The 24,584-nt window shown below is 36.6% G+C and carries 31 protein-coding genes and 1 other annotated feature; of the genes, 4 read left to right on the top strand and 27 right to left on the bottom strand.

Annotation, left to right across the window (positions count from 1 at the left end):
* Nucleotides 1-2: 2 nt before the first annotated feature.
* Nucleotides 3-1,529 carry an MDR family MFS transporter gene (locus NV377_RS03845; RefSeq protein WP_258199839.1) on the bottom strand — a complete coding sequence of 509 codons (1,527 nt, stop codon included), beginning with the start codon at nt 1,527-1,529 and terminating at the stop codon, nt 3-5.
* 187 nt (nt 1,530-1,716) lie between these two features.
* Here NV377_RS03845 and NV377_RS03840 point away from each other — a divergent pair, with 187 nt between their 5' ends.
* Nucleotides 1,717-2,148, top strand: coding sequence for a MarR family winged helix-turn-helix transcriptional regulator (locus tag NV377_RS03840; RefSeq protein ID WP_258200358.1), 432 nt, complete (start codon nt 1,717-1,719; stop codon nt 2,146-2,148).
* Nucleotides 2,149-2,286: 138 nt separating this feature from the next.
* Here NV377_RS03840 and NV377_RS03835 read toward each other — a convergent pair whose 3' ends face one another.
* The 23 genes from NV377_RS03835 to aroC form a co-directional block, all read right to left on the bottom strand.
* Complete coding sequence (locus tag NV377_RS03835; RefSeq protein WP_258199838.1) at nt 2,287-4,005, bottom strand: proline--tRNA ligase; 1,719 nt, start codon at nt 4,003-4,005, stop codon at nt 2,287-2,289.
* Between the two features lie 50 nt (nt 4,006-4,055).
* Nucleotides 4,056-4,269, bottom strand: a binding site (T-box leader).
* A 138-nt stretch (nt 4,270-4,407) separates the two neighbouring features.
* Nucleotides 4,408-5,175, bottom strand: coding sequence for an HAD-IIB family hydrolase (locus tag NV377_RS03830; protein ID WP_258199837.1), 768 nt, complete (start codon nt 5,173-5,175; stop codon nt 4,408-4,410).
* A 102-nt stretch (nt 5,176-5,277) separates the two neighbouring features.
* Nucleotides 5,278-5,649, bottom strand: coding sequence for a hypothetical protein (locus NV377_RS03825; protein WP_258199836.1), 372 nt, complete (start codon nt 5,647-5,649; stop codon nt 5,278-5,280).
* Between the two features lie 144 nt (nt 5,650-5,793).
* On the bottom strand, nt 5,794-6,093 hold the full coding sequence (locus tag NV377_RS03820) for a hypothetical protein (protein ID WP_258199835.1): 300 nt from the start codon (nt 6,091-6,093) through the stop codon (nt 5,794-5,796).
* A gap of 47 nt (nt 6,094-6,140) precedes the next feature.
* Complete coding sequence (locus NV377_RS03815) at nt 6,141-6,752, bottom strand: hypothetical protein (RefSeq protein ID WP_258199834.1); 612 nt, start codon at nt 6,750-6,752, stop codon at nt 6,141-6,143.
* A gap of 80 nt (nt 6,753-6,832) precedes the next feature.
* Nucleotides 6,833-7,066, bottom strand: a complete 234-nt coding sequence (locus NV377_RS03810) for a DNA-directed RNA polymerase subunit alpha C-terminal domain-containing protein (RefSeq protein WP_258199833.1) — start codon at nt 7,064-7,066, stop codon at nt 6,833-6,835.
* Nucleotides 7,067-7,441: 375 nt separating this feature from the next.
* The gene (locus NV377_RS03805) at nt 7,442-7,894 is read right to left on the bottom strand and encodes a hypothetical protein (protein ID WP_258199832.1); all 453 of its coding nucleotides are present in this window, start codon (nt 7,892-7,894) and stop codon (nt 7,442-7,444) included.
* Between the two features lie 231 nt (nt 7,895-8,125).
* On the bottom strand, nt 8,126-8,593 hold the full coding sequence (locus NV377_RS03800) for an SRPBCC family protein (protein ID WP_258199831.1): 468 nt from the start codon (nt 8,591-8,593) through the stop codon (nt 8,126-8,128).
* Complete coding sequence (locus NV377_RS03795) at nt 8,590-9,006, bottom strand: hypothetical protein (RefSeq protein WP_258199830.1); 417 nt, start codon at nt 9,004-9,006, stop codon at nt 8,590-8,592. Before NV377_RS03795 ends, NV377_RS03800 begins: the two co-directional genes overlap by 4 nt.
* Before the next feature lie 333 nt (nt 9,007-9,339).
* Entirely contained in the window at nt 9,340-9,771 is a 432-nt protein-coding gene (locus NV377_RS03790) for a VOC family protein (protein WP_258200357.1), read from the bottom strand.
* A gap of 8 nt (nt 9,772-9,779) precedes the next feature.
* Complete coding sequence (locus NV377_RS03785; protein ID WP_258199829.1) at nt 9,780-10,208, bottom strand: VanZ family protein; 429 nt, start codon at nt 10,206-10,208, stop codon at nt 9,780-9,782.
* A gap of 158 nt (nt 10,209-10,366) precedes the next feature.
* Nucleotides 10,367-10,822, bottom strand: coding sequence for a RidA family protein (locus NV377_RS03780; protein ID WP_258199828.1), 456 nt, complete (start codon nt 10,820-10,822; stop codon nt 10,367-10,369).
* A complete protein-coding gene (locus tag NV377_RS03775; protein ID WP_258199827.1) occupies nt 10,822-11,259 on the bottom strand; it encodes a hypothetical protein in 438 nt (145 codons plus the stop codon). Before NV377_RS03775 ends, NV377_RS03780 begins: the two co-directional genes overlap by 1 nt.
* Before the next feature lie 110 nt (nt 11,260-11,369).
* A complete protein-coding gene (locus NV377_RS03770) occupies nt 11,370-11,747 on the bottom strand; it encodes a VOC family protein (protein ID WP_258199826.1) in 378 nt (125 codons plus the stop codon).
* A gap of 197 nt (nt 11,748-11,944) precedes the next feature.
* Nucleotides 11,945-12,928, bottom strand: a complete 984-nt coding sequence (locus NV377_RS03765; RefSeq protein ID WP_258199825.1) for a DUF3626 domain-containing protein — start codon at nt 12,926-12,928, stop codon at nt 11,945-11,947.
* A gap of 257 nt (nt 12,929-13,185) precedes the next feature.
* Entirely contained in the window at nt 13,186-13,905 is a 720-nt protein-coding gene (locus NV377_RS03760; protein ID WP_258199824.1) for an alpha/beta fold hydrolase, read from the bottom strand.
* A 9-nt stretch (nt 13,906-13,914) separates the two neighbouring features.
* Nucleotides 13,915-14,727 (bottom strand): class I SAM-dependent methyltransferase, encoded by an 813-nt coding sequence (locus NV377_RS03755; protein ID WP_258199823.1) that lies wholly within the window; start codon nt 14,725-14,727, stop codon nt 13,915-13,917.
* A 120-nt stretch (nt 14,728-14,847) separates the two neighbouring features.
* Complete coding sequence (locus NV377_RS03750) at nt 14,848-15,375, bottom strand: GNAT family N-acetyltransferase (protein WP_258199822.1); 528 nt, start codon at nt 15,373-15,375, stop codon at nt 14,848-14,850.
* A gap of 45 nt (nt 15,376-15,420) precedes the next feature.
* Complete coding sequence (locus NV377_RS03745; RefSeq protein WP_258199821.1) at nt 15,421-15,840, bottom strand: HIT family protein; 420 nt, start codon at nt 15,838-15,840, stop codon at nt 15,421-15,423.
* 20 nt (nt 15,841-15,860) lie between these two features.
* Entirely contained in the window at nt 15,861-16,421 is a 561-nt protein-coding gene (locus tag NV377_RS03740; RefSeq protein ID WP_258199820.1) for an ATP-binding protein, read from the bottom strand.
* 31 nt (nt 16,422-16,452) lie between these two features.
* A complete protein-coding gene (locus tag NV377_RS03735; protein ID WP_258199819.1) occupies nt 16,453-17,259 on the bottom strand; it encodes a class I SAM-dependent methyltransferase in 807 nt (268 codons plus the stop codon).
* A 42-nt stretch (nt 17,260-17,301) separates the two neighbouring features.
* The gene (locus tag NV377_RS03730; protein ID WP_258199818.1) at nt 17,302-18,102 is read right to left on the bottom strand and encodes an inositol monophosphatase family protein; all 801 of its coding nucleotides are present in this window, start codon (nt 18,100-18,102) and stop codon (nt 17,302-17,304) included.
* Between the two features lie 519 nt (nt 18,103-18,621).
* Nucleotides 18,622-19,677: a chorismate synthase gene (gene aroC / locus NV377_RS03725; protein ID WP_258199817.1), complete on the bottom strand. Its 1,056-nt coding sequence runs from the start codon at nt 19,675-19,677 to the stop codon at nt 18,622-18,624.
* A 129-nt stretch (nt 19,678-19,806) separates the two neighbouring features.
* On the opposite strand from aroC, the gene NV377_RS03720 reads away from it, so the two are divergent.
* Nucleotides 19,807-20,721, top strand: coding sequence for a LysR family transcriptional regulator (locus NV377_RS03720; protein WP_258199816.1), 915 nt, complete (start codon nt 19,807-19,809; stop codon nt 20,719-20,721).
* Between the two features lie 79 nt (nt 20,722-20,800).
* Here the strand turns inward: NV377_RS03720 and NV377_RS03715 are convergent, their stop codons facing one another.
* Nucleotides 20,801-21,415, bottom strand: a complete 615-nt coding sequence (locus NV377_RS03715; RefSeq protein ID WP_258199815.1) for a flavin reductase family protein — start codon at nt 21,413-21,415, stop codon at nt 20,801-20,803.
* 15 nt (nt 21,416-21,430) lie between these two features.
* The gene (locus NV377_RS03710; RefSeq protein WP_258199814.1) at nt 21,431-22,417 is read right to left on the bottom strand and encodes a ring-cleaving dioxygenase; all 987 of its coding nucleotides are present in this window, start codon (nt 22,415-22,417) and stop codon (nt 21,431-21,433) included.
* A 397-nt stretch (nt 22,418-22,814) separates the two neighbouring features.
* On the opposite strand from NV377_RS03710, the gene NV377_RS03705 reads away from it, so the two are divergent.
* Together NV377_RS03705 and NV377_RS03700 are read left to right on the top strand one after the other, a co-directional pair.
* On the top strand, nt 22,815-23,390 hold the full coding sequence (locus tag NV377_RS03705; RefSeq protein ID WP_258199813.1) for a MepB family protein: 576 nt from the start codon (nt 22,815-22,817) through the stop codon (nt 23,388-23,390).
* A gap of 58 nt (nt 23,391-23,448) precedes the next feature.
* Entirely contained in the window at nt 23,449-23,928 is a 480-nt protein-coding gene (locus NV377_RS03700; RefSeq protein WP_258199812.1) for a DinB family protein, read from the top strand.
* A gap of 163 nt (nt 23,929-24,091) precedes the next feature.
* Here the strand turns inward: NV377_RS03700 and larC2 are convergent, their stop codons facing one another.
* Nucleotides 24,092-24,562 carry a nickel pincer cofactor biosynthesis protein LarC2 gene (gene larC2 / locus NV377_RS03695; RefSeq protein ID WP_258199811.1) on the bottom strand — a complete coding sequence of 157 codons (471 nt, stop codon included), beginning with the start codon at nt 24,560-24,562 and terminating at the stop codon, nt 24,092-24,094.
* Between the last annotated feature and the right edge of the window lie 22 nt (nt 24,563-24,584).

Below are 24,584 nucleotides of genomic sequence, written 5' to 3'. Positions count from 1 at the left end.
CCTTACTGTTGTGGGCTATCTTGCTTTTTCTCTATAACAACACGTGAATTACCCATCATAAATACGAATATGACAGCTACTCCGATTGGAATAATTGCAAGCAAGAAAATATGAGCAATTGAGCTGGACATCGCATCTACAATCTTGTCTAGAATTGCAGCTGGTATCGTTTCACGCACACTAGGCTCGAAAATTTGTCTGGTATCACCAATGTTAGCCATTGCTGCATCAGCGCTACCACCCATGTCTTTGAAACTCTCTGTTAGCTGATTAGTAAAGACTTTATTTTGAATCGTACCGAAGATTGTAATTCCCATCGTCATACCAAGTGTACGAAGAAATGCATTCGTAGAATTAGCAGTACCACGATGACGTGGTTCCAAATTATGTTGTGAGGCAGTAGGTAGTAATGAGAATGAGAAGCCCATTCCGAAACCTACAATAATCATAAACACCGTAAGAAGTATTCTAGAAGTATCAGGTGTAAGTGTACTTAATAGTGACATTCCCGAAAGGTAAGACACAACAGACAATATCATCAGGTTACGGTAACTCGTTTTCGTTGAGAAAATACCACCAATCGCACTACCTGCAACTGAGCCTAACATCATCGGCGTAAGAAACAGACCCGCACTCGTTGCCGAACCACCGAAAACCGCTTGAATAAAGATTGGAATATATACGGTCAATATAATAAATGTACCGCCATATAAAAATGCCAAAATTTGCGATGAAGCAAATAAACGACGTTTGAATAAGAAGAAGGGTAATATCGGTTCCTCTGCTTTCAATTCTACAAAGAAGAATATAATGAAGAATAGCGCAAAGCTGGCGAATAACGTAATAATTGGAGTAGAGTTCCAATCGTATTTATTCCCACCTAGTTCTAAAGCAAACATTAGACTGACAACCGCAATAACAAGTGTTGATGCTCCCCACCAATCGATCTTTTGCTTCGTATGAATAGGATTTTCTATATAATTTCTTATAATTAGAAATAACGCAACGATACCTAGTGGCACATTGATGTAAAATACCCATTCCCAGCCGATAGAGTCTGTAATATATGCACCAAGTAAAGGTCCTACTAGACTTGCTAGACCGAATACCGCACCTAGCATACCAACCATTTTTCCGCGTTTCTCTGGAGGAAAGATATCGAAGATGATTGTGAAAGCAATTGGCATTAATGCACCGCCACCAATACCTTGAATCGCACGATAAATGCTTAATTGTTCTATCGTCTGAGCTAAGCCACAAAGAGCTGAACCAATTAGAAACACAGTTAATCCAAATATAAAGAATCTTTTACGTCCGTACATGTCTGATAACTTCCCAAAGATCGGCATCCCTGCCATCGTTGTTACCATATAAGCTGATGTTACCCACACAAATTTTTCTAAGCCACCAAGCTCTGATACAATTGTTCCCATTGCAGTTGCTACAATCGTATTGTCAATTGCTGACATGAATATAGCTAATAATAAGCCTGCTAAAACTAATGAAATATTACTTTTTTTAAGTTCCATTGGTTAACCCCTTTGCAAATTAGAATTCTATTCGTTATTATGTACATAATAATAACTCGACAAACTAACATCTTGACTAGCAAATATCTTGACCATCAAGATAAACTAATATTATAAGGAGGTTACGCTTTTGTCAAGAAAACCGAATATTCCAACAAACGAATCTTTAGTAAATTTCGTCAATAAGATGCGAGGTTTAGGAAATCGAACGGTATTATATCAGCAAGTGGTCTCAACCAATTTGGAATTATACAATAATGATTATATATCAATAGATATATTACGGGAGAAAGGTCCAATTACTGCTGGAGAACTATCCAAATTAACTGGACTTACAACGGGTAGCGTGACAGCTTTAATCGATCGACTAGAAAAACACGACTATGTTCGTCGTGAAAATGACCCTAATGATCGACGTAAGGTGATTATTGTCCCGCAATATGAGGAAAAAGAAGAAGTCAGTAATGCATATTACCCGCTGCATGAAGCAATGATTGCTCTAGGATCTAAGTATACTGCTGGAGAGCTTGAACTCATTTCCAAATTTTTAGAAGAAGCTGGTAACGTGATCGAAGAACAGACTGGACATCTGACTGCAAAACCGCGAGTAAAGAAGTAACTATTATTTTTTATGTAAGTAATGAATAGGACGTTATCCCTTTGATTGATGTTGATAAGGGATAACGTCCTTGCTTTGTGCCTGTTATGGTATATTAAACATTTCGATCCATTGTTATGAGGATATGCGCTGGATGAGTTATTGTTGCATGATGTTTTCCCTAACACGCTGAATTGCAGCATCAGCTGTAATAAGTTCTTTCGAATTATGAATACGCTCTACCCACTCGACATTTCTATTGATTGCATCTTTGCCAATTACCATTCGATAAGGAATACCAAGGAGATCAGAATCTTTGAATTTAACCCCTGGTCTCTCGTCGCGTTCATCGATAAGCACTTCTACCCCATTTTTCTCTAACTGTGCGGTCATATGCTTGGCTAACTCCATTTGAACATCGTCTTTAATAGAAATAACTATAATATGAACGTGATATGGTGTTAATGCCATCGGCCAAATAATTCCTTGATCATCATGATGCTGTTCCACGACCGCTGATAAAATACGAGAAACTCCGATGCCATAACATCCCATAATCATTGCTTGCTCCCTACCAGATTGATCTAGAAACGTTGCAGACAATTTTTCGCTATATTTTGTTCCTAATTTGAAGACATGACCGATTTCTATACCTCGATGTAGTTGTAGTGTTCCTTGCTCACAACGTGGACAAGGATCACCTTCTACAACATTACGGAAATCACCCATATGTGTCAGATTAAGATCTCGAGCTACATTGACATGACGATAATGATAGTTTGCTACATTTGCTCCTGCAATTCCATCCGTAATTGTAAGTACACTAGCATCTACAAGAATTGGAATCATTAATCCAATTGGTCCGATGTATCCAACTTCTGATTTAATGCTCTGCTCGACTTGCTCCAATTCAGCTAGCATGATTGTTTCGGCATTCATGTACTGTTTTACTTTAATCTCATTGACATCATGGTCACCGCGTACAACGACTGCAATTGGTGCATTATCCGCGATATATAATAACGTCTTCAATATTTGCCTTGAGTCTACTAGTAAAAATTGTACGAGTTCTTCAATTGTGCGTGTATGTGGAGTATGAATCTGCTCTAAATCTGCTAGTACTTGCGGATTATAATCGGTTGATGTTGGCACCTGTTGATTAGCCTCAGCTTTCTCTAGGTTAGCTGCATATTCGCAACAGCGGCAGGCTGCTATCGTGTCCTCTCCAATATCAGCTAAAGCCATAAATTCATGAGTACCTCCTTCTCCACCTATTGCCCCTGCGTCTGCTTCGACTGCTCGATAATTAAGTCCTACTCTAGTGAAAATACGATGATACGCATCATACATAATTCTATAGGAATGATCTAATCCTTCCCAATCCGTATCAAATGAGTAGGCGTCCTTCATAAGAAATTCTCTGCTTCGTAGTAGTCCAAAGCGAGGTCTACGTTCGTCACGGAATTTCGTTTGAATCTGATATAATGTCACAGGTAATCTACGATAAGAGTTAATCTCATTACGTACTAGTGAAGTAATAACTTCTTCATGCGTAGGTCCGAGTGCGAATTCTCGATTATGGCGGTCGGAGATTCTCATTAACTCTGGTCCGTACACCTCATTCCGACCGGATTCCTTCCATAATTCAATAGGCTGTATAGCTGGCATTAATAATTCTTGCGCATCTGATTGATCCATCTCTTCTCGGATGATGTTTTGGATTCGTTGTAATACTTTAATTCCAAGTGGTAAGTACGCATACACTCCAGCAGCGAGCTGCCGAATGTAACCTGCACGCAACATAAGTTGGTGACTTATCACTTCTGCATCTGAAGGTGACTCTCGTAACGTGGATAGTAAAAGTTTACTTTGTTTCATAGCCGTACACGCTCCAATATTTTCATAATAAAACACAAAAAGACGCATTCGCTAGGGACGAATGCGTCGTGGTACCACCCTAATTTGATCATGAATTCAATCATGATCCTTCATCTTATAACGGATTACTCCGATAATGGTTGTATTACTCTCCATTATAGCTCTCAAGGTAGGACATGATTGTATCGGATGAAAACTCTTTCAGCTAGTGAGTTTCTCTCTGGTCATCGAATGAAATTACTGAGCCTTGATCAATGCTTTGTTCATATTTTATTTTCAATAGTATAACTAAATTGTATATAAAGATCAATAATGATAACTATTTATTCGTAATTACACTATTCACTGGATTTACTAGCGTCATCTAGTTATATAGCAAATCATGTTATGTACCTATAATATTCATTCATTTGCATTGAGAACTTCGTTATTTGATATATTTACAATTTTGCTTATTACCTGTTCCTCATCGGATACGATAACTTCGTTCGCTAGTTCTCCTAATTGAGGATGATTGCCTACACAAACCGAGTACTTCGCAAAAGTGAACATCGAAAGATCATTCGCATCGTTACCAAACGCGATATAGTCATATGGGGCTATACCTAATGCTTGAATTCCAGCCCATTTATCAATTCCTTGTGGGCTTATATCGATAATATCCTCATTGCCATGTTTCGAAATCACTACGGGTAACTTCGTAAGTTCTTTCAACATCTCTTCATTGTCTTCACTATGTAAGATGACTACTTTAACTAAGCCTTCTAAGCTGTCTAATGATTTATTTACAGCTCTTTGCTGAGGATCTAAATTTCCACGGATCGCGTACTCTTTCCTAGCGTAATAGGCATAGTCCCAACTACTATCGATAAGATAATCTGCGTTGTACTTCCTGATGAGTTGTAAAAGTGCTTCCGTTATAGCTGGATCAAAAAAAGTAGTAGAAATCTTTAACTCACCAGGAACGACAAATGCTCCATTCCCTCCAATCATCGGAAAATGATGCATAGATTCTGGGAGGATCGGTAGTAAATCACGTATTGGTCTAGCAGAAGCAAATATTATAGCATGTCCAATGTATTCAAGTTGCTGTAGTGCCCGCACCATATGCTGTGTTAAAGGTTTGCCCTTAAAGCAGATCGTTCCATCGAGATCAAATATATAGTTCATTATTATCACACTCTCAATTCTATGTAATCTAAATCTTACTGTATTTGTATATTACGAATGAAAGAAGCAATAAGATCCTAAGCGGACCTTATTGCTTCTAGGTTAAATTTTATGTAAAGAAATGATTTGTCTCGTCCGAGTAGTGAGATCTACTGTAAGAAGATCTTCTACTTTGTATAACTTATACTCTCGCTTTGCTATACGAATAGTCATTTCTTTACTATTACTCAATCTTATTCTCATATCTCTCCCATATATGGAGATAACTTCAGCATTAACAGTATTTCTAGTTGTACTATATAGATCAAGTAACAATAGTATGCTTAGAAAGGTTAGTATAATTGCAAGAATTAAAAAACCTACAGCTATAGTATTTTTATTATCATGATATGTAATGATGGAATAGATGAAACATATAATCGTTACTACAATCGAGGCATATGTAAGAAATCGAAATGAGCTTAATCGGTTCACGTCTACTCTCCTTTGAAAGCAATTAATTATGTATAAGAGGTAATCATTACTGACTCATTATATTCGACTCAATCTAAGAGAGCAACTAGAAAATTAACAAGAATAGCATAAATACCAGCTTTAACTAGTGTTTTCTCCACAGTACTACGAATCCGCTTTACTGAGAAATACTAGATCGCATTCTGGACAAGACGTAGTTTCTTCTGATATAGACGCACCACAAGCTGGACATTGATCTGTAAATATTTCGATCTGTCCTTGTCTGGTAGTATTGGCTGGATTTTCTCTATCATTAATTAACTGCTGGACGAGCTGTTTTAATTCATTTACTTCAGTAGTTAATTTTGAAGAGTCAATAGCACTGGATACAATCCAGTACACTAACATGATGACTAAGCATAATCCAACTAACCAAGTTAATAAGCTAATCGCTATTTCCCACATTATGTACGTCTCCTATTCCAATGTCATCTAGGTATTTTCTAATTAACTTAATTAATGATGCGAACATCAACGGGTGAATGTAAATCCGCTGAAGTTATTTCAGTAGCTATACCGGTAACTTTAAATGTGAGGTTTCTTGTTGTATGGGGAATTAGTTGGACAGTATTCGGATCAAAATCAATTTTCTTTGAATGATCATTATCAATTGATAAAATAGGTACGACTTCAATTTGATTTACATTCCCATAATTGAATACAGTCATACTACATGATCCCTCAACGAGAGAGTCGTTTATTGTTAAATCGCATCTCTCTTTTGTCACATCAATCGCAGCAGTAGAAGAGGAATAATAGAAGACAGCATAACTCACTCCCTTCGTGACAGAAGGAAAAATGACCATTACAATCACAATGCATAATATCGAGTGGAAAAATAACTTTGGATATTTTGTTATATGTATCCTTCGAAGTACGATTAGACTAACCAAGACTGCGAAAAATCCTATAACTGGATAATGAAAACCTGTTTCACCATTAGAATTAATAGGAATGTTCAGCCACAGAAATAATTGCTCACCGATAGTTAACTCTAAATGTGTGGGCAATTGCATGGCTACACCTATGATCACGATCATGATAAGATATTTAGAATATTTCATATGTACTTCCTCCAAACGTTTAGTTCACACATTCAGTTTAAGAACTCATTCCTACATCTTAATATAAAGAGTATTAATTGTTAACAATCTTTCTCCTCAAAAATGTTTGATGAGACAAAATGCAATCCTTCTGCATCAAGTGATTGTTGAAGGATACGTATTGCTTTAGGACCAAACCCATGTAATTTCAGTAGTTCATTAGTACTATACTTACTAACATCTTCAACTGTTCGAATATTAGCACTGAGTAGTGCTCTTATTGCAGGCTGCGACAACCCTTTAGGTAGTTGATGTTCTGAAAGTTGTGAACTCACGATAGTTCCTCCTATTCATTAATATTATTATTCTAATGTTACTACTATAGGATAAATAGTTTAATGGTATAACCGAGTATGCCACCTATGAAAAATAATGCCATTCCAAGTCCAAATTTCTTGTTGAGTTTCTCAGATAGAATAAGGTCAATCATTAGGGCAACACATATTAGGCCAATTCTAATCCATAATGTATTAAGAAATAAAGATGAACCTAACCCAAAACATATTACATACATCAGTGCTATCAGTACTTTCATAAAAACACTCCTATTCTTAGGTGAATACAATAACTACATACATAGTCTAATAAACTATTACTTCATTCACTGAAACAGATAATTGAATTGTCTATACTTCAACTAATTGAATTTTCTATATATCGATGTAAGTTGGTACTGTTTTTTTCTTATCGGTTAAAATAGTAAGTATTGCATCAACTAATGAATAAAATATTGCACCAACTAAGCACATTCGAAAGAAAATAGAATGACTAATAATTAAACTCAGGTCCAATGATGGACTGAAATATATTAGAAACACTAGATACGTAATAGCAGCGGCAATACTATACAATAATATCTTTACTAACGCTCTTAAAACTTTAAAGCGCATGCTCATCCTATTAGATAATTTATCAATAAGAATAGAGCTACCTATGCCAATGGTTATATATACCGGAACTACGATGTACAGTAACGATAACATCATAGATATTTGTGAAGCATTCTCAGTCGGTCCATTAAGCCATGCAATCCACAGTGAGAGTAGCGGTGAGCAAATAAGTGCAGTAACTATTTTTCGAAATATATACTTATAAGTTGACAATGTTTCACCTCGTCTCTATTAAAGCTGTTGTATTCTCCTTCTAGTAAAAGTTATAAGTAAAGACATCTAATTAACTAGACTATGCATCTCTACTATTATTACATTTTAGTTGTATCATCATTGCACGTGGAAATTACACACATTATGTAAGTTTACAATAATATACAATCAAATGAAAGATAATAAAGTACTATACAATGATGTTAACACTTAACCCTTTTATACTAACTCTTACATCGAGTTTTCAATATATTCCTTTAGAGATCTCTGTCTGTAGCGCAGAAATGAACGCATATAATGTTTGAGAACTATTGCATCAATGAATGACCCAATCCAGCCATAAGGTGATTGAAACTGCAGGATATCTCGAACCAATGTGCCATTAGAGTGTTGTTCGAACTCATGCTGATGTGATAGTTGCTTGAATGCACCTTTCTGCATAACATCTACGAAGTAATTAGGATACATATACTCAGCAACTTTAGAGGTTAACTGCTGCCTTATACCGAGATGACGAGCTTCGAATGTTATCAATTCGTTATGCTCCAACAATCCAGTTTTTCTATCAGAGACAATGATTTCTCTGGTAAGTGGCCAAACTGTTTTCGTATGTAATTGTATGTCTCGGCTCGCATCAAAACATACTTCAACTGGAGCTGCAATTAGTATTTCTTCAATGATGGTTATAATAACAATCACCTATCTTCCACTTCTATCGTTCTTGTAGATGTAATGAGCTTAATAAGCACCCCTAAAATCGTTCCACTAATTAACGAAAATATTGTGAAAGCTAATTGAGTTATAAGATTAAATCCAACAAGATAATCGTCTCCCTGAACTTCCGTTGAACCTCCAAAAGCTAAGAGAAAGAAGAAATATAGAATTGGACTACTAATAATATTAATGAACGCAAGCCCTAGGTAACGTTTTGCATAACTTATATACGTTATATAGGTTAAAAGGCCAGTAGTAATCAAAAATAGAAGGAGCATGTAATTAAAAGGAAGGCTATCACGATATACAAAGTAGAACAATAGCTCATTAATAATGATAAAGAGTATTGGCACTAGTAATATCATCACTAATGATCTAGTTACACTAGAAGCTGTCATAGTTGCGACTCCTCATTGGTCGTGAAATTGATCACGAAGATCTTTATCTCGTTGCATAGCCTCTTTCACATAATCTCTCCTTGGGATTCTGCTGCTTATATCAAGCAACAATATAATGATTATTAATAGTAGTAAAATAATTATAAATTGCATCTAGATACACCTCTCCATTCTTATCGCTAATATATGGAATCATAAACATAGACGTAATTTTGGAAAATATGTTTCAAAATAACAAACACACCTAGCTAAGTATGCATGATTAGCTAGGTGTGTTTGTTATAAGTTGTATGTAGTTAGCGTCTCTCTAAGAATATTGAACGCTAACAATAATTATTCAATAATTAGCATGTCATGTTCATCGAACTTCCAATGTTCAGAGTAAGCAACTTCCCAGTAAAAACCATTAGGATCAGCAAAATATCCACTATAGCCACCCCAAAAAACAAGTCGAGGAGTTTTAACGATCGTCCCACCCGCTGCTTCTGCCTTCTTCATAATGTCATCTACTTCTGCTTGACTCTTAGCATTGTAAGCTAACGTAAGTCCTGAGAAACCAGTTACTGTCGGAGGCTGCTCTTCATTAATATCTTTAGCTAACTCATCTATTGCGTACAATGATAGTTTAGTACCACCATTGTTGAAGAATACAATACCAGGATTTTCTTCACTTACTGTCGTCTCGAAGCCTAAGCCATCACGATAAAACTTTAGAGATTCATTCAAGTTACGTACACCAAGTGTAATAAGATTAATTCTATTCATCATTATCCCTACCTTTGATTATTAATGTTTATTTTCCTTTTACGGTTAGAGATTACAAAGATATATCCTAACATGAAACCTATACTATTCAAAAGATAATCATCAACATCTAAACTACCTCTCCGCAATAATAATTGAGATAGTTCCATTATCGTTATTCCAATAAGAAATACGAAAATAAGAACAATTAGTTTCTTATTAATTAGTGTTGGTAGTAATATGCCCACCGGAACAAATACAATAATGTTTCCTATAATATTGATCAATAGTGGCTTACTCAACAATGGATAAAGTTGAAACATTTCAATGATTGTAGATAAAGGTATTAAATTGTATTGATAGTGTATTTGCTGACTCCTCCCAAAACCGAAGAGCATCCAATAGACAAGCAACAACGTGTATAGAATTAAAAGTATTAAAGAATATTTAGCTTTCATTATTAACGTCCTACCAAATTAGATTCTAACTCATCATAGAAAGAATGAGAGGTACTGTAGAGATTGTAATTGAAATTTACACCATGACAACGATTAGAAGCAGTACTAAGTAATGTCTTATACGAGTTTGCTTCATATGTATTTCTCTATTGCTAAGCTTACTTCTCCACTTCAAAGATAGAATCTACAATGATTGGCAAGTTTTCTCTGACGCTCACAGCGCCAAATACTGATCTTGCGTGTACACCCTTCTCGCCGAAAACATCATACATTAAGTCGGAAATACCATTCAATACTTTGTGATGCTCTTCAAAGTGGGGCTCTGCATTAACGAAACCTTGAAGCTTAACAACTCTTTTCACTTTGTCCAAACTACCCAATGCGTCTTTCAATACCGCTAATAACTCTATACCCGTATTGCGAGCAAATTGATATCCTTCTTCTGTTGTAAATGTACTGCCTAACTTCCCTTTGGGATTACCACTAGGTCCTTTCCCAGAGACAAACATTAATCCATTAACAATGACGAAATTTGTATATTTCCCAGCAGGGTTACTTGCTTTAGGTAATTCGATATTTAATACCATTAATCTTTCATCTATTAAGTTAGTCATTACATTCCCTCATTTACTTGAACGATTGGTTTTGTTTGGTTTCTATTATGTATAATTCTAGTCGTCATACGATAAGCAATTATTCCAATTATTGTTCCGATTACGATAGTGAGTAAGGAATAGGATAACACAAGAAGACAGAATACAAAGCTAGGAAGAAACAACGTTTCAAGCGCAATTTCTAGTTTTGTAATCGTAGCAGCACCAAATATTAGAGCAAACAAAGTATAGGTTGTAACTGATGTGCGCATTACCTTCCAAGTTCCTTTACAAATAAGTGAAGTACTAACCGCAGAAGTCAATATAAGTACAATAAAAGCTGTAGTAACTTCAGAATTGACATTAGAATGATCTGCTTTCAATAGTAAACTTAAGCATAATAAAGTAAGGATGCAATGTACTGTAGCGGGTATTAATCGTATTGCAAAATTTTTCATGATCAATCCTCCAAATAGTAACTAATAGTTAGTTAAGTCTGAATTATTGTGAAATTATCATGATGACAATTAGAAAACCTATCGATGCAACAATATCTTTTGTGAATCTATTAATCTGTGCTTTGAACGACACGTTGAATACATTCAACCCGATTATCAAATGGATCTCTAAACTCAAATCGTTCATATCCAGGAATAGGAACACACTCAATAATGGTGATGCCATGTTCAATGAGAATATTTTTAATAACAGATAAGTCAATAACTTCATAGCCGATATGTGCTTTGGTAAGGTTTCGTTCAACCCCATCTTCTGAACCAATATGCACCTCACGGTCACCAACCTGAATCCAAAATCCACCTCTACCTTGCAAGGAAGCGGGCTTTTCTATTTCTGGTAAGTTCAATACTTCACAATAAAAAAGTCTAGCTTCTTGTTCCGTATCTTTTGGAATTGTAATTTGAACATGATGTATTCCCTTAATCAATTTGTCATCATCCTTCGCTATAATATAATGATTAACACCATTAACTTTTCCGAATATATACGTTTCATTGATTAGAACAACATATAAAAATTATATCATAAATGTATAATAATGGTTTGATAATGTGCTAGTTTATTACAGCATCCATTTCGACAGCTACCAATTATGTCGGAAATATGATTTCTTTAATATACAGGTCATCCGTATCTCACAAGGATGTGCCACAGCTGTTTGAAGTGCTGGGATGTCTCGTTAGGAGTGCCCCAGTCTTGCCAACTTTCAGGATTATAGTGGAGTGTTGCTGCTGCTCTGCCCAACGTGGCTGCGTCTATCTCACCAGGTCTTGTAGCGAATCCCCGATTCACACGTTTTGCAAAAGGAGGCATCGCAAGGCCCCGAAAATCGTCCGGCACAGCCTGCACTGAAATCCTAAAACCAGGATACCAAGCTAGGTTTACATTATATTTAGAACACAAGTTTTCAAGTTGATCACCAATCTGCGTCTCTTTAAACGACGAGTCCGCGACTAGAGCCTCGACATCCCTGGACATTTTGATGTCTCCATGGACTTGAGTCTCAATGTAGTCATCTAGTGATCGTCCAAGAACAGCACAAGCATCGGCGGGTGTAACTTCGTGTAGCTTGAGAAGACTTTTTACAAGCGTAGGTACATCAATATTTAAAGAGCCAAGCGCTTCGCCGGTGATGTAGGTGTTTCCTAGCAGCTCTGCTAACACCGTATCGAGCGTATCTATCGTCCCTATATGCTCCGAATCGGTATGACTATCACCGAATGTAAATGTGCAACGGCTCAATATATGAGGGCGCAGTCGAAAGTAGCATGAGCCAAATCGTGGGGATGCACCATCCACATAATTCATTAGGTTGAGAGCACCGTATTTCGGCCGCTCGTAGTCTCGTACGCCGCCCGACTGGTAAACTCCACCGAAAAGCTTTTCCTCCCAGCGATCGCGATCACCGCCTGAGAACGCCGTACGACTTCCATTGGAAACACTGGTCACAAATTGACTATGGTAGGTTCCATCTCGCAGTAGGCCCTCAACAACGGTCAGACCGCTAGGCAGAATTCGGTCCGGATGGAAGTTTAATGTGACACGAGCGTGCATACCAATGCTCGACAGGAGATCATCAAAAGTCAAAGGGTTCACGCCAGTACGCATTAGAATTTTCTCCGCTGACTCACGCGCGCGACATCGCATTAGCACAGCGTTCGATTTAACATGATTAAGTGCAAGCGCCTGTGCCGCTGTCAACGTAGTCAGTGCACGGGTAGACTGGGATAAGCTTTCATCCAATTTTCAGTCCTCCTCGTTTTCAAATTGATATTGCTAGTTCGTCATGAGAGAGCTCCTCGCCATCGAGACTGTCGTAAATGTAACAACATTGTATTCCTTACTACATGGATGGTCATACTTGGTTAACAATTCAAATAACGTAGTATAGTTTCATACAACTTTTGTTTTTCTGTATTTCGAATATCATGTCCTGATTTCATAAATTGAACTTCGTCGATATGAGCGAATAATGTTTCATATTGCTTCATATGAGATAGATTAATCAATGTTCCTACTTGGGTACCTCTAACAATAAGTGCATTCTTTTCAATAAAATCAGAAAATTTGAACGTTGTAGATTCAGTTCCAATTCCATTAACTGCTTCCCGAGTTATATTTCTCGTCCTATTAAATGGAATAATATAGTTATTGTAATAATCATCAGCCCAGTTATTTTCCATCTCTTTATGTTCTGGTGGATAATCTTGTAGTATCACTTTATGAATATAATCGGGATGTTGTACGATATAGCCTAGAGCATAGGAAACACCTCTTGAATATGCGTAAATGTGGAAGTTAGTTAATCCTGAGTGTTGCACAACGTTGACGATATCCTTGATATGATCCTCTAAATCATAACCAACAACTGGAGAATAACTGAGTCCTCTACCTCTGAACGACAATACGATGCCTCGTCTTGGCCAAATTTCATGAAGAAGCTCTTCATATTCTTCAGCAGTCTCAGATAGCCCAGGACATATTAGTAGTGGAACTAAGGAAGGATCGGCATCTTCGTTGGAATCTAAGTAATGAATATTTACGTTGGATTGTATTATTTCTGAACGTATTTTCAGCGGGTTCACCTTCAATATCTATTGTTTTCTACCAATGTACATTATGTGTGAAGAGCTTCCTAGAATGTATGGATTGTCAGACTGCTCTAATATGATATTCATAATTGTATTAAATTCATCTTCCCCTCTGTCTTTCCAGTAATCCCATTGTTCCTTCGACATGCTTGTAGCTACACTACTAGAGCCAACTAGTTTATCCGTATGAAAACCTTGAACTTCCATAAACGTAGCTATTTCCTCAATGGGATAGTAGTAGGCTTCAGTAAATCGACCTTCATCAATATGATTGAATACTCCCGTTTCTAGAAACGTGCTTATCCCTTGCGAGGTATGGTTAGGTTTCCAAAATAGTGGATAATGCAACGATGTATGTAGAAATTTTGTTCTCGACATAAATGCTACAAAGACAACTCCACCTGACTTAGTTACTCGATGTAATTCTTGAATAGCTTGGATTCTAGCTTTTTCACTTTGCAAATGATACATTGGACCAAGCATAATTGTGGCATCGAATTGTTCATCTGTAAATGAACTTAAGTCGCAAGCATCCATAACGTGAAATCCTTCAAATTGATCTATAAGCTTGAACTCTGTTGCCTTTTGTTGTGCAACCTCCACTAATCGCGGTGTTAGATCAGATAGCGTTATTTGATAGCCTTGTTTGGCTAGTTCAATTGAGTACTTTCCAGGTCCTGCACCATTATCAAGTATACGACCTGCTGTAGGTAAATTAGCTCGAATATGATGCATATTGATTATAAATTCCAATGGTTCTCGATCAAGACGACCCCACTCGTCAAACTTATTGTAGTAATCAATGATAATACTCATTAGGAATCGCCTCCACTATTGACTTTCAAACAACCCACTACCCAATTTATCCCATAATAAATTAACCATACCATTAATGGAATTCCCAAATTCTTGATTGATTGGGACCACTTGTATTGTTTATTTGTAGTATAAGTTCAATGACTTTACCATATACACTAGTAGTTCATCATCTACTTGGACAGTCTTTCCTGGGGGTATGTACTCGTTGTTATATGTTAGTCCATAGCCATCCATAATATAGCCACGCTTACCATACATTCTCTGCGCGTTACCATAGTCTCGATACAAACCTACACCCAAACCAACATTAATCCTAGTAAGAGACGCTATTCTCTCAAGTTCATCCAATAGAGTACTTGCAATCTTGTTTCTTCTAAACTCTGGAAAAACACTCAGGTCATTAATTTCTGGAATATTATTTTGTAAGAAATAAGGATACTTAGATTCATAAAGCAGATGGCAGCAACCAGCAAGTTGGTCATTGAAGTAAGCGATTAACGTTACTCTTCTGCCACTCTCATTTTCTAGCAGACAGTTATGGTAATAATCACTTCGACTATACCATGGAAATTGTACAGAGAATTGTAAGTCCAACAATTCCGCTTCTTCTCTCTTCGTAAGTTGCTTAATATTTATAGTATTCATAGTCGCACCTCAGGCATAGTTAATTATTTAAGATAATTAATGATGTTAATTAATGGTGATTATTTGATTGATATGATCCATTATGAGTTGTTTAACCGTTTCTAAATTGTTAAGTGATAGATTGGTCGGCTCTGTCCACCCAAAACCATCTCCAATATATCTTGGGAAAATATGCATATGATAATGATCTAAATCATTAAATGAGCCACCGTTTTGCATAATCGATACACCACTAGGCATGTAAATGCTTTTTATTGCTTTGGAAAGATAAACTGATGCTACCATAATTGCTTGAAGAGTTTGTTCATCTATTTCATCAAGTTCACTATAGTGCTTTTTAGGCAAAATAAGAGAATGACCATCGTTCAGTGGTGCTATATCTAGAATACAAGTAACTAGTTCATTTTCATAGACGATTTGCGAAGGGATTTTACCATTCGCTAATTGACATCCAAGACAACTCATAGTTTCCCGCCTTTCACATTTTACAGATTAAATGTATCGCGGATCATAGTCGCTACTTCTGATGGAGATATGTTCGTGTTGTTAATCTTCAAATAATGATCTGATTGGATTTCATCTGGTTGAGAATTTAATCTATGGTTTTTCATAGTTTTTATTAGATCATGCTCAGATCTTACCATATCTCGTTTAGTAGGTTTATGTAGTAGTCTATTTTCACTCTTGTTTCTCTCCAAACGTGTATCTAGATCTGCTTCAAGCTCCACCATATATACAATCCCATTTTCATTTTCAAATAAAGAGCTAATCTGTCTAACATATTCCCAATCTCCCTCAAGATCCAGTCCCCATACAAATGTGAAGATTAGACCTTCAAGATCGCTTTTTGCTACTTCTTCAAATATTTCTTGTCGAAACAAATTAACCAGCCGTTTACCTGATGAACTTCCATAATCAAAGAAATTAGACACTAAATCTATCGTCATATGATTATGGAAAAGCTTCAGATTAGTAATCTCAGCAAGGCTTTGTCCTACGGTCATTTTCCCAACAGCCTGTGGTCCAAATATGATGATTAATTTCATATCACTTGCGCCTCTTTCATTAAGGAGTAATTTATTTGGTACCAATACAATAAAAGAATGAACCTGAATAAAATCTATTAGCATCTTGGCAGAAAGTTTCGACTTTCTGGACGAGGTCCATACGTTGTGCTTCTGTAATTAATTGTTCTTGAACGAGATGCCTTGCTTGTTCTCTGCCCATTGCTAATCGTAACGGGAATGGAATTTCATCATAAAACCCAGTGAAATCACTAGTGTCGGTAATGACTTTAACTGCGTCTATACCAACTGATTTGAATAGAGAAAATAACTTTCTTCCAATTAATCGATCTGTACCGTTCATTTTTGAGTATTGTACATTAGCTCGAATTAACTCCGAAAATTCATGGGCAAATGGATAGAAGATCATCGTCTCATCATCAACATCTACACATATTATGGTTCCGTTAGGTTTACAGACTCGTCTCATTTCTTGAATTATATTTTCGGGTTGTTGATTATGCATAAGAACTAAGCGTGTATAAACAAAATCAAAAGTGTTATCTTCAAATGGTAATGCCGTTGCTTCAGCTTGTAATACTGTGACGTTATTTTGCTGCTTACATTCTAAGTTTGTTAGAATATCTTTGCTACTATCTATTCCTATAAATTCGACCTGTGGTAACATATCAGCAAATAAATTAAGCATCGCACCAGTTCCACAACCAACATCAAGTACTTTATTCGAATGAATTAACCCGTGATTAAGGAAAATATCCGTTATTGTTTTCGAATGAATATCAACATTTTTAGTAAGTCTTTCTATTTCAGTGTGTTTTAAATTGTCTTCAAATGCATCAAATGTATAAGTCGTTTGCATATCGAATCCCTCATTCTAGTTTAGTAATATAAAATGTAATATTTAGCGTAAACCTTCGTTAACTACTCTTAGGAGGTCATCTTTATGGTCTGGATGACATGCGATTAAATAAGGCTCATTGTTCATACCTATAAAGTCATTACCTTCAAAATCAATGACGATTCCGCCAGCTTCCTTAACCATTAAAATTCCAGAATATAGATCGTCGCCCTCAGAATTATATAAAACAATCCCATCAAGATCTCCCTTTGCTAACATACACCATTGCAATGTTGGAGCCCAAAGTCTCAACATTCGCTTGAATTTCACATCTATATAATGTCTCAACCGAACCGCAGTCTCTTCATTTTGAACTTTATGACCTTGAATCCAGCCAATATTACCTTTGAACAACTTAGTGTTATTTGTAACTATCATTGGTAATCCATTGCATGTTGCTCCACTGTCTTTCTCAGCAATAAATAATCGTTCTGTCATCGATTCATAGATAACTCCAAGAACGGGCTCAAATCGATACATTAGTGTGATTGACGTAGAAAATACCGGAAGACCAATTACAAAGTTGTTAGTCCCGTCTAGTGGATCTATTAACCAAAGCCATTCACTTGGTACTCCTAGATCGCCAATTTCTTCACTATGAATTTGATGGTCTGGAAATGCGGTTAGAATCGCATTGACAATTAATTGTTCAGTCAAATGATCAACCTCAGTTATTACATCTCCGAACTCATCTTTCATTTCTAAACTGTTATAGTTATCGAATTTACTTTTTGCTAAGTGTCCGGCTTGTATAATGATTGATTCACATAATTTTCTTGCCTCATTAATTATTTGAACGTCCATTAAACACCTCATCATTATTTAAATAGTAATTTGAAACAAATCCCATTTCCGAATATTCAGACAATTATAACGTTGAATACCTTAATATGGCAATAGAATATTGATGAGGAATTTTCAGAATTGCATCATATTTTTTAGCATATAGTCTTGCTGCCATACATCAATCTTTTTCAAGAAGTGACTCTCCCATTCATTTGACCTATTTATTGGAAACCTTATTATACGTTCAACAATATTAGCATTCGACCCAGCTGGTCTTTTGATGATACGATTGTTCTTCAGAACTTCAAAGTTCAGCTTATCAATTTCAAAATCTGATTAACTGAAGGATTAATATCAAAAATCGTACGACCATCTTCAAGTTCTTGCGCTAGTGATATTATCAACCATCCTTCAATACGAGTAATCCCAGTTCACTATAGTTTTGGGTCAGTATGGCTATATACAAAAAAAACTGTTCGCCAATGACTCGACGAACAGATATTTTCTTTAGCTTCTATACTTAGTTGTTTCGATGTGCTAGAAACGAACGGCTGCATGTCTTTTGTATAGATCTTCTACTACTAGACAAGCCATTGCTTCAACGACAGGCACGATTCTCGGACAAATACATGGATCATGTCTACCTTCAGTTTTAATCTCGATCTCTTCACCACGTTCATTCATCGTACGTTGTGCTACAGAGATAGATGATGTAGGCTTAACACTAATACGGAAAACTATTTCTTGACCAGTGCTGATTCCTCCGACAATACCACCAGCATTGTTAGACAAGAAACCATCTTTATTCATTGCATCATTATGCTCACTACCTAACATGCTGGCAGCAGCAAAACCTGCACCAAACTCTATGCCTTTAACTGCGCCGATAGAAAGCATTGCTTTAGCAAGTTCTGCATCTAATTTATCAAATGCAGGTTCACCAAGTCCTGGGTCTACACCGCGGATACGACATTCTACGATACCTCCACAACTATCTCCAATTGAAGCTAGATGCTCAATCTTACTAATCATTTGCTGAGCCGCTTCAGGATCAGAAGTACGCACTGGGTTTTGTTCGATAAACTCTTCATTGAATGAGTTTGCTTTAATATCGCCAATTTGCTTCGTGAATGCTACAACTTGTACACCACGATTTTCAAGTAGTTTACGAGCAACTGCACCACCCGCTACACGACCGGCTGTTTCTCTGCCTGACGCTCTCCCGCTTCCACGATGATCGCGAATGCCGTACTTTTGCAAATATGTAAAGTCTGCATGTCCTGGACGGAATGAGTGTTGAATCTCGCTGTATGCTTCTGATTTCATATCATGATTATGAAGCATAATTGCAAGTGGCGCGCCTGTTGTTTTACCTTCAAAAACTCCTGATTGAATTTGAATAATATCATATTCTTTACGTGGAGTTGTTACGGAAGATTGACCCGGCTTTCTTCTATCCATTTGCTTTTGAATATAGGCTTCGTCTATTTCTACGCCTGGCGTTACGCCATCTACTATTACTCCTACTGATTTACCATGTGATTCACCAAAAGTCGTAATTCTAAAATTCTCTCCAAAAGTATTACCTGCCATAATATGATCTGCCTCCTAAAACTTCTTGATCAAACTACTGTAATGTTGATATATCTTTATTATAATGAGATACTTGCAATAAGTGAAATTGAAATTTTACTAATTTGCCATAGAGGTGTTCTATATCAAATGATTAATTTAGAGTGGTATCGAATATTTATGTATACAGCACAGCATAAAAATCTGACAAAAGCTGCCCAGAAACTTCATATTACCCAACCTTCAGTGAGCTATGCGATTAAGCAGCTGGAAGAATCGTTAGAAGTTCAATTGTTTCATCGGCTTTCTAAAGGTGTAGAGTTAACCGAGGAGGGACAAGCTTTGCTTAGATATGTAGAGCATTCATTCGATATGCTTGATTCCGGGCAGAAGCATTTACAAAATCTTAAGCAGCTTAATGTAGGTGAAATTCGAATAGGTGCAAGTGATTCCCTGATTAAGCATCTACTCCTTCCACAGTTGAATACTTTTCACAGTGAACATCCTGCAATTAGAATCCGTTTATCACGAGGGAAAACTCCCGAAATTACGAAGCGAGTAAAAGAAGGTGAAATTGATTTTGCGCTCGTACATATGCCTATCGAAGATGCTGACTTGAATATTCAAACGCTAGTGGAGCTTGAGGATATATTTGTCGTTGGTAAAGCCTATCAACAATGGTCCACTCGGTTGATTACGATCCAAGAGCTTGCTGAGATCCCTTTAATTCTATTATCTCCTGGTAGTAGTACTCGAATATTTATCGATCAGTGGTTTGCCGCTAAAGGGATATCTGTAACTCCTGACATTGAATTAGGTAGTATTGAGTTATTATCAGAATTTGCGAGATTAGGCTATGGAGCTGCCTTTATTAGTCGATCTTTTGTTCAAGATGAATTACAAAGAGGAACGTTATTTGAACTTAAGATAGATAGTTCGTTACCTTCTCGTAGTATTGGTTTTGCTGTTCGTGAACATACGAAGTTATCTATAGCAGCTGAAACTTTTATGCAATATTTAAGACCAGGTAATCCTACTGACAAAGTAAGAAGCTCTTGCGATTAGCAAGAGCTTCTTATCTGTTTTTACAATAGGCTAGTTGCATTCAATATTACTTGAACATAAGGGTCTTTATATTAATAGATCAGTTCGGTCTTTCGATTGAGAAGGTTTCACCGATTTTAGCGTAATTATTACCTGCCAATCGACTAACCGCCTTTAACTCACTTGCATCTATTCGACCTTCTTCATAGATTGATTCTTCGATATGGAACATAACCACTTCGCCAATGAATAGATCAGAGCCGGCTATTCCTTCTTGATTTCCCCCTAATGGAAGCGCATGAACAAGTTTACACTCCATCCGAACTTTTGCTTCCTTAATTCCAGGTACGTTAACTACACTGCTCGTGACAAGTGATAATCCAGCAAGCTCTAATTCGCTCTCATCTGGAGGTAAAGATGCTGCCGTTTCATTAATCGAAGATACATTGTATTCATCAACAATATGAACGACGAACTCTTTGCAATCGTATATGTTCCGAGCTGTATCTTTCAGTCGTCCTTCAGGACGCTGTACCGATAACGATACCATTGGAGGATTAGATGAGACGATATTGAAATAGCTGAACGGTGCGCCATTAATTATCCCTTGATCTGATAATGTCGTTACAAAAGCAACTGGTCTTGGAATAATTGTACCAACTAACAATTTATAGTTATCTCGCTCACTTTGTTGTTGTGGATGAATAGAGATCATGCGACCACTCCTTACTTAGCCTTCATATTCTTTCGTAAATTCAATCGTGCTTCTGACTGTATTAATAGGTCTAACCAACTTCTCAATTTGCTCACGTCTACCTTCAAGGAATGGTGGTAACGATAGCTTTTCTCCCACTGTCTCGTACTCCTCATCACCCATAAAGCCCGGACCATCTGTAGCAAATTCGAACAAGATTTGGGGTGCTACACGTACGTACAATGATTCGAAGAAATGACGATCAACATATCCAGATGTGTGGAAATTGAAATCAGCAAAACGTTCTGTCCACTCATCAAGCACCTCACGATCCGCCACACGGAATGCAGCATGATGTACTGTGCCAAAACCTTGACGAGATGGTGGAAGCATTATGTTATGCTCAACAATAACTTGAGCACCGTTACCCCCCTCACCTACTTCAAATAAGTGATTCGATCCTTCTGAAGCAATTTCCTCGAATAACATTACTTTTTCTAACATTTGTTTGAAATAAACAAAATCACTAATTCTCACGAAGATCGGTCCTAATCCGGTGATTGCGAATTCTAATGGAATTGGTCCCTTTATCCAAGGAGTGCCAGACTCAACTCCAATATTATGTTCGTCTGAGATCATTTGATACTGCTGATCATCAAAATCTACAAATGATAAAGTCTTTTTACCAAATTGTTCAGAAATTCCGGTATGCTTCACATTCAACCGATTAAAACGTTTTACCCAATAATCGATCGCTGCATCTGTTGGGACACGGAAAGATGTTTTGAATATTTCATTGTTACCGTGAACTCCCTTTTGAATGTTTGGAAAATCAAAGAATGTCATATCAGTACCGGCAGATCCTTTATCGTCAGCGAAGAATAAATGGTAAGTTTGAATATCATCTTGGTTAACTGTTTTCTTAACAAGTCTCATCCCTAATACATTAGTGAAAAACTCATAGTTTTTCTCTGCGCTACTTGTTATTGCTGTTACGTGGTGAATACCTTTTAATTGATTCATTATGAATCCCTCCAGTAAGTCCATTTTAGTGTACTCGATTAATGAGATATAGTTATGAGTTATTGTCATGTATCTTAATTTTAAGATATAAGACAGTTTTAACGACTACTCTTTTCCCTTATTAACGCTTAATATATATTCACATTGGATATGAGTTGTTACGTTGTTAAGTCATTTGCGAAATATTGTCTTAACTTTAAGATAATATTATATCATCTCTGTTTCTTTGTCAATCCCTTCTTATCTAACATCTGAATTTGGCCTGGGATTGTCAATTCACTTAGTAAGGATTGAAAATATGTAGCATTGAAAATAGCGAACTTACGTTCTATAATGTTGAGTATAATAATAAACGAACGATTTACAATTGATATGAACATCTGGAGGAGCTCATCTAATGACTGAAAATAACTTAGCTATATCTAAGACATACACCAACTTGAATGATGTCTTAACGACTTCTACCCCATGGCATGGTGATCTTATAGAAGCAATAGAACGTATTTACGTGACACCTAAATTACAATGTACTCAACTTCAACCAGAACTACACAATGCAGAATATGGCTCCTATCACGTTAAACTTAACTCACTTAATATCAGGTTTCGTGTCGCGAAGATTACACCTACCAAGGTCGGTCAATTTGTAACGATATGGGAGCGTGATGAGAATGGAATAATACAGCCGTATGACATTTCTGAAGCCATTGATTATTATGTCATTTGCGCTCGTGAAGGCAACAACTTTGGTCAATTTGTGTTTCCATCATCTGTATTACGTGATAAGAACATTTTATCCGATCAAGGAGTTGGTGGGAAAAGAGCGATCCGTATATATCCACCTTGGGATGCACCTACTAGTCGACAAGCACAAAACACTCAGAAATGGCAATTACTTTATTTCTTAGACATGTCTATACATATTCCAGTAGACAATGAACGTATCCATAAATTGTATACACCACTTCGTTAACATTACGTTAGGTGAAGTTCGAAAGAGCATTAAAAACAATTTTGAAAGGAATGAGATAATGATAAGTCTTATCCTGTACAACTGGGAAGTTCGAGATGAGTATCTCAAGAATTTTGAAGTAGTGTCAAATGATGAGCTTGTTAAAGATCGTCAAGCAGGAATAGGCTCAATACTAAAGACATTCTTACATATCATCGATGTTGAATATAGTTGGATTAGAGCTATTTTTAATAAACCCGATTTACCACTAGATTTTGATAGATATAACGATCTTCAATCCATTTCAATCTTATCTAGTCAATTAAGAGAAGAGATAAAAGGGTATTTAAATCATTGGAAGTATGAAGACGTCGAGGACAAGATATATCCTTCTTGGATGCATGAGTCGTATAGCAAAGAGGAAATATTCAAGCATTTATTAGTTCATGAAGTTCATCATATTGGACAATTATCACTTTGGGCAAGAGAACTTGGCGTAACACCAGCTAGCTCAAGTTTTATTGGAAGAAATCTCATTAATAGAGAGATTAGTATGTAAAATATCTCAAGAATAACGAGCCTTCACATAAACACCATATTCACGCATCGGTATATGTATTAAAAACCACCATTTCTAACTCAGCTTGCTGAATTAGAAATGGTGGTTCACTTCAATACTATTATTTAATACAGACAGCCTATCAAGCTCAATCCTTCGCCCTTTAACGAGTTTCATGTCTTCTAACGGCAGCGTACACTTCTTTAAGTGGAATTTGATGAGATGTCGCGATTGCTTTACAATCTTCGTATTCAGGAGCCCATTGAACGAGTTGTCCATTATAGAATCCTTTCTTGACGTTGATCGTGCCCCATTCAGTTTCCACTTGTTCATAATCTCGCTCTAAGCGATGTACCGTCAAAGGGTAATATCTGATACCTAGAGTTGTTGTTTCACGAAACAAAATATCTTTCATAGCATCTAATTTATCAATAGAACAAAGTAGTTGTAATAATGTCCCCGGCCTATTTTTCTTCATAAATATCGGTGTATAATATACATCATTTGCTCCGTTATTAAGAAGTAAATCCATCACATAACCTAGCCATTCGCCTGGAATATCATCTAAGTTAACTTCTAACTTATACATTTGATCATCGACATGCTCATGCGATGGTGGATGATTTTTCTCCATCCGTTTCACTCCCTCCTATTAA

Source organism: Paenibacillus endoradicis (assembly GCF_024721975.1).
Note: the sequence above shows the minus strand (reverse complement) of the source record. Positions and strands in the feature narration are given on the sequence as shown.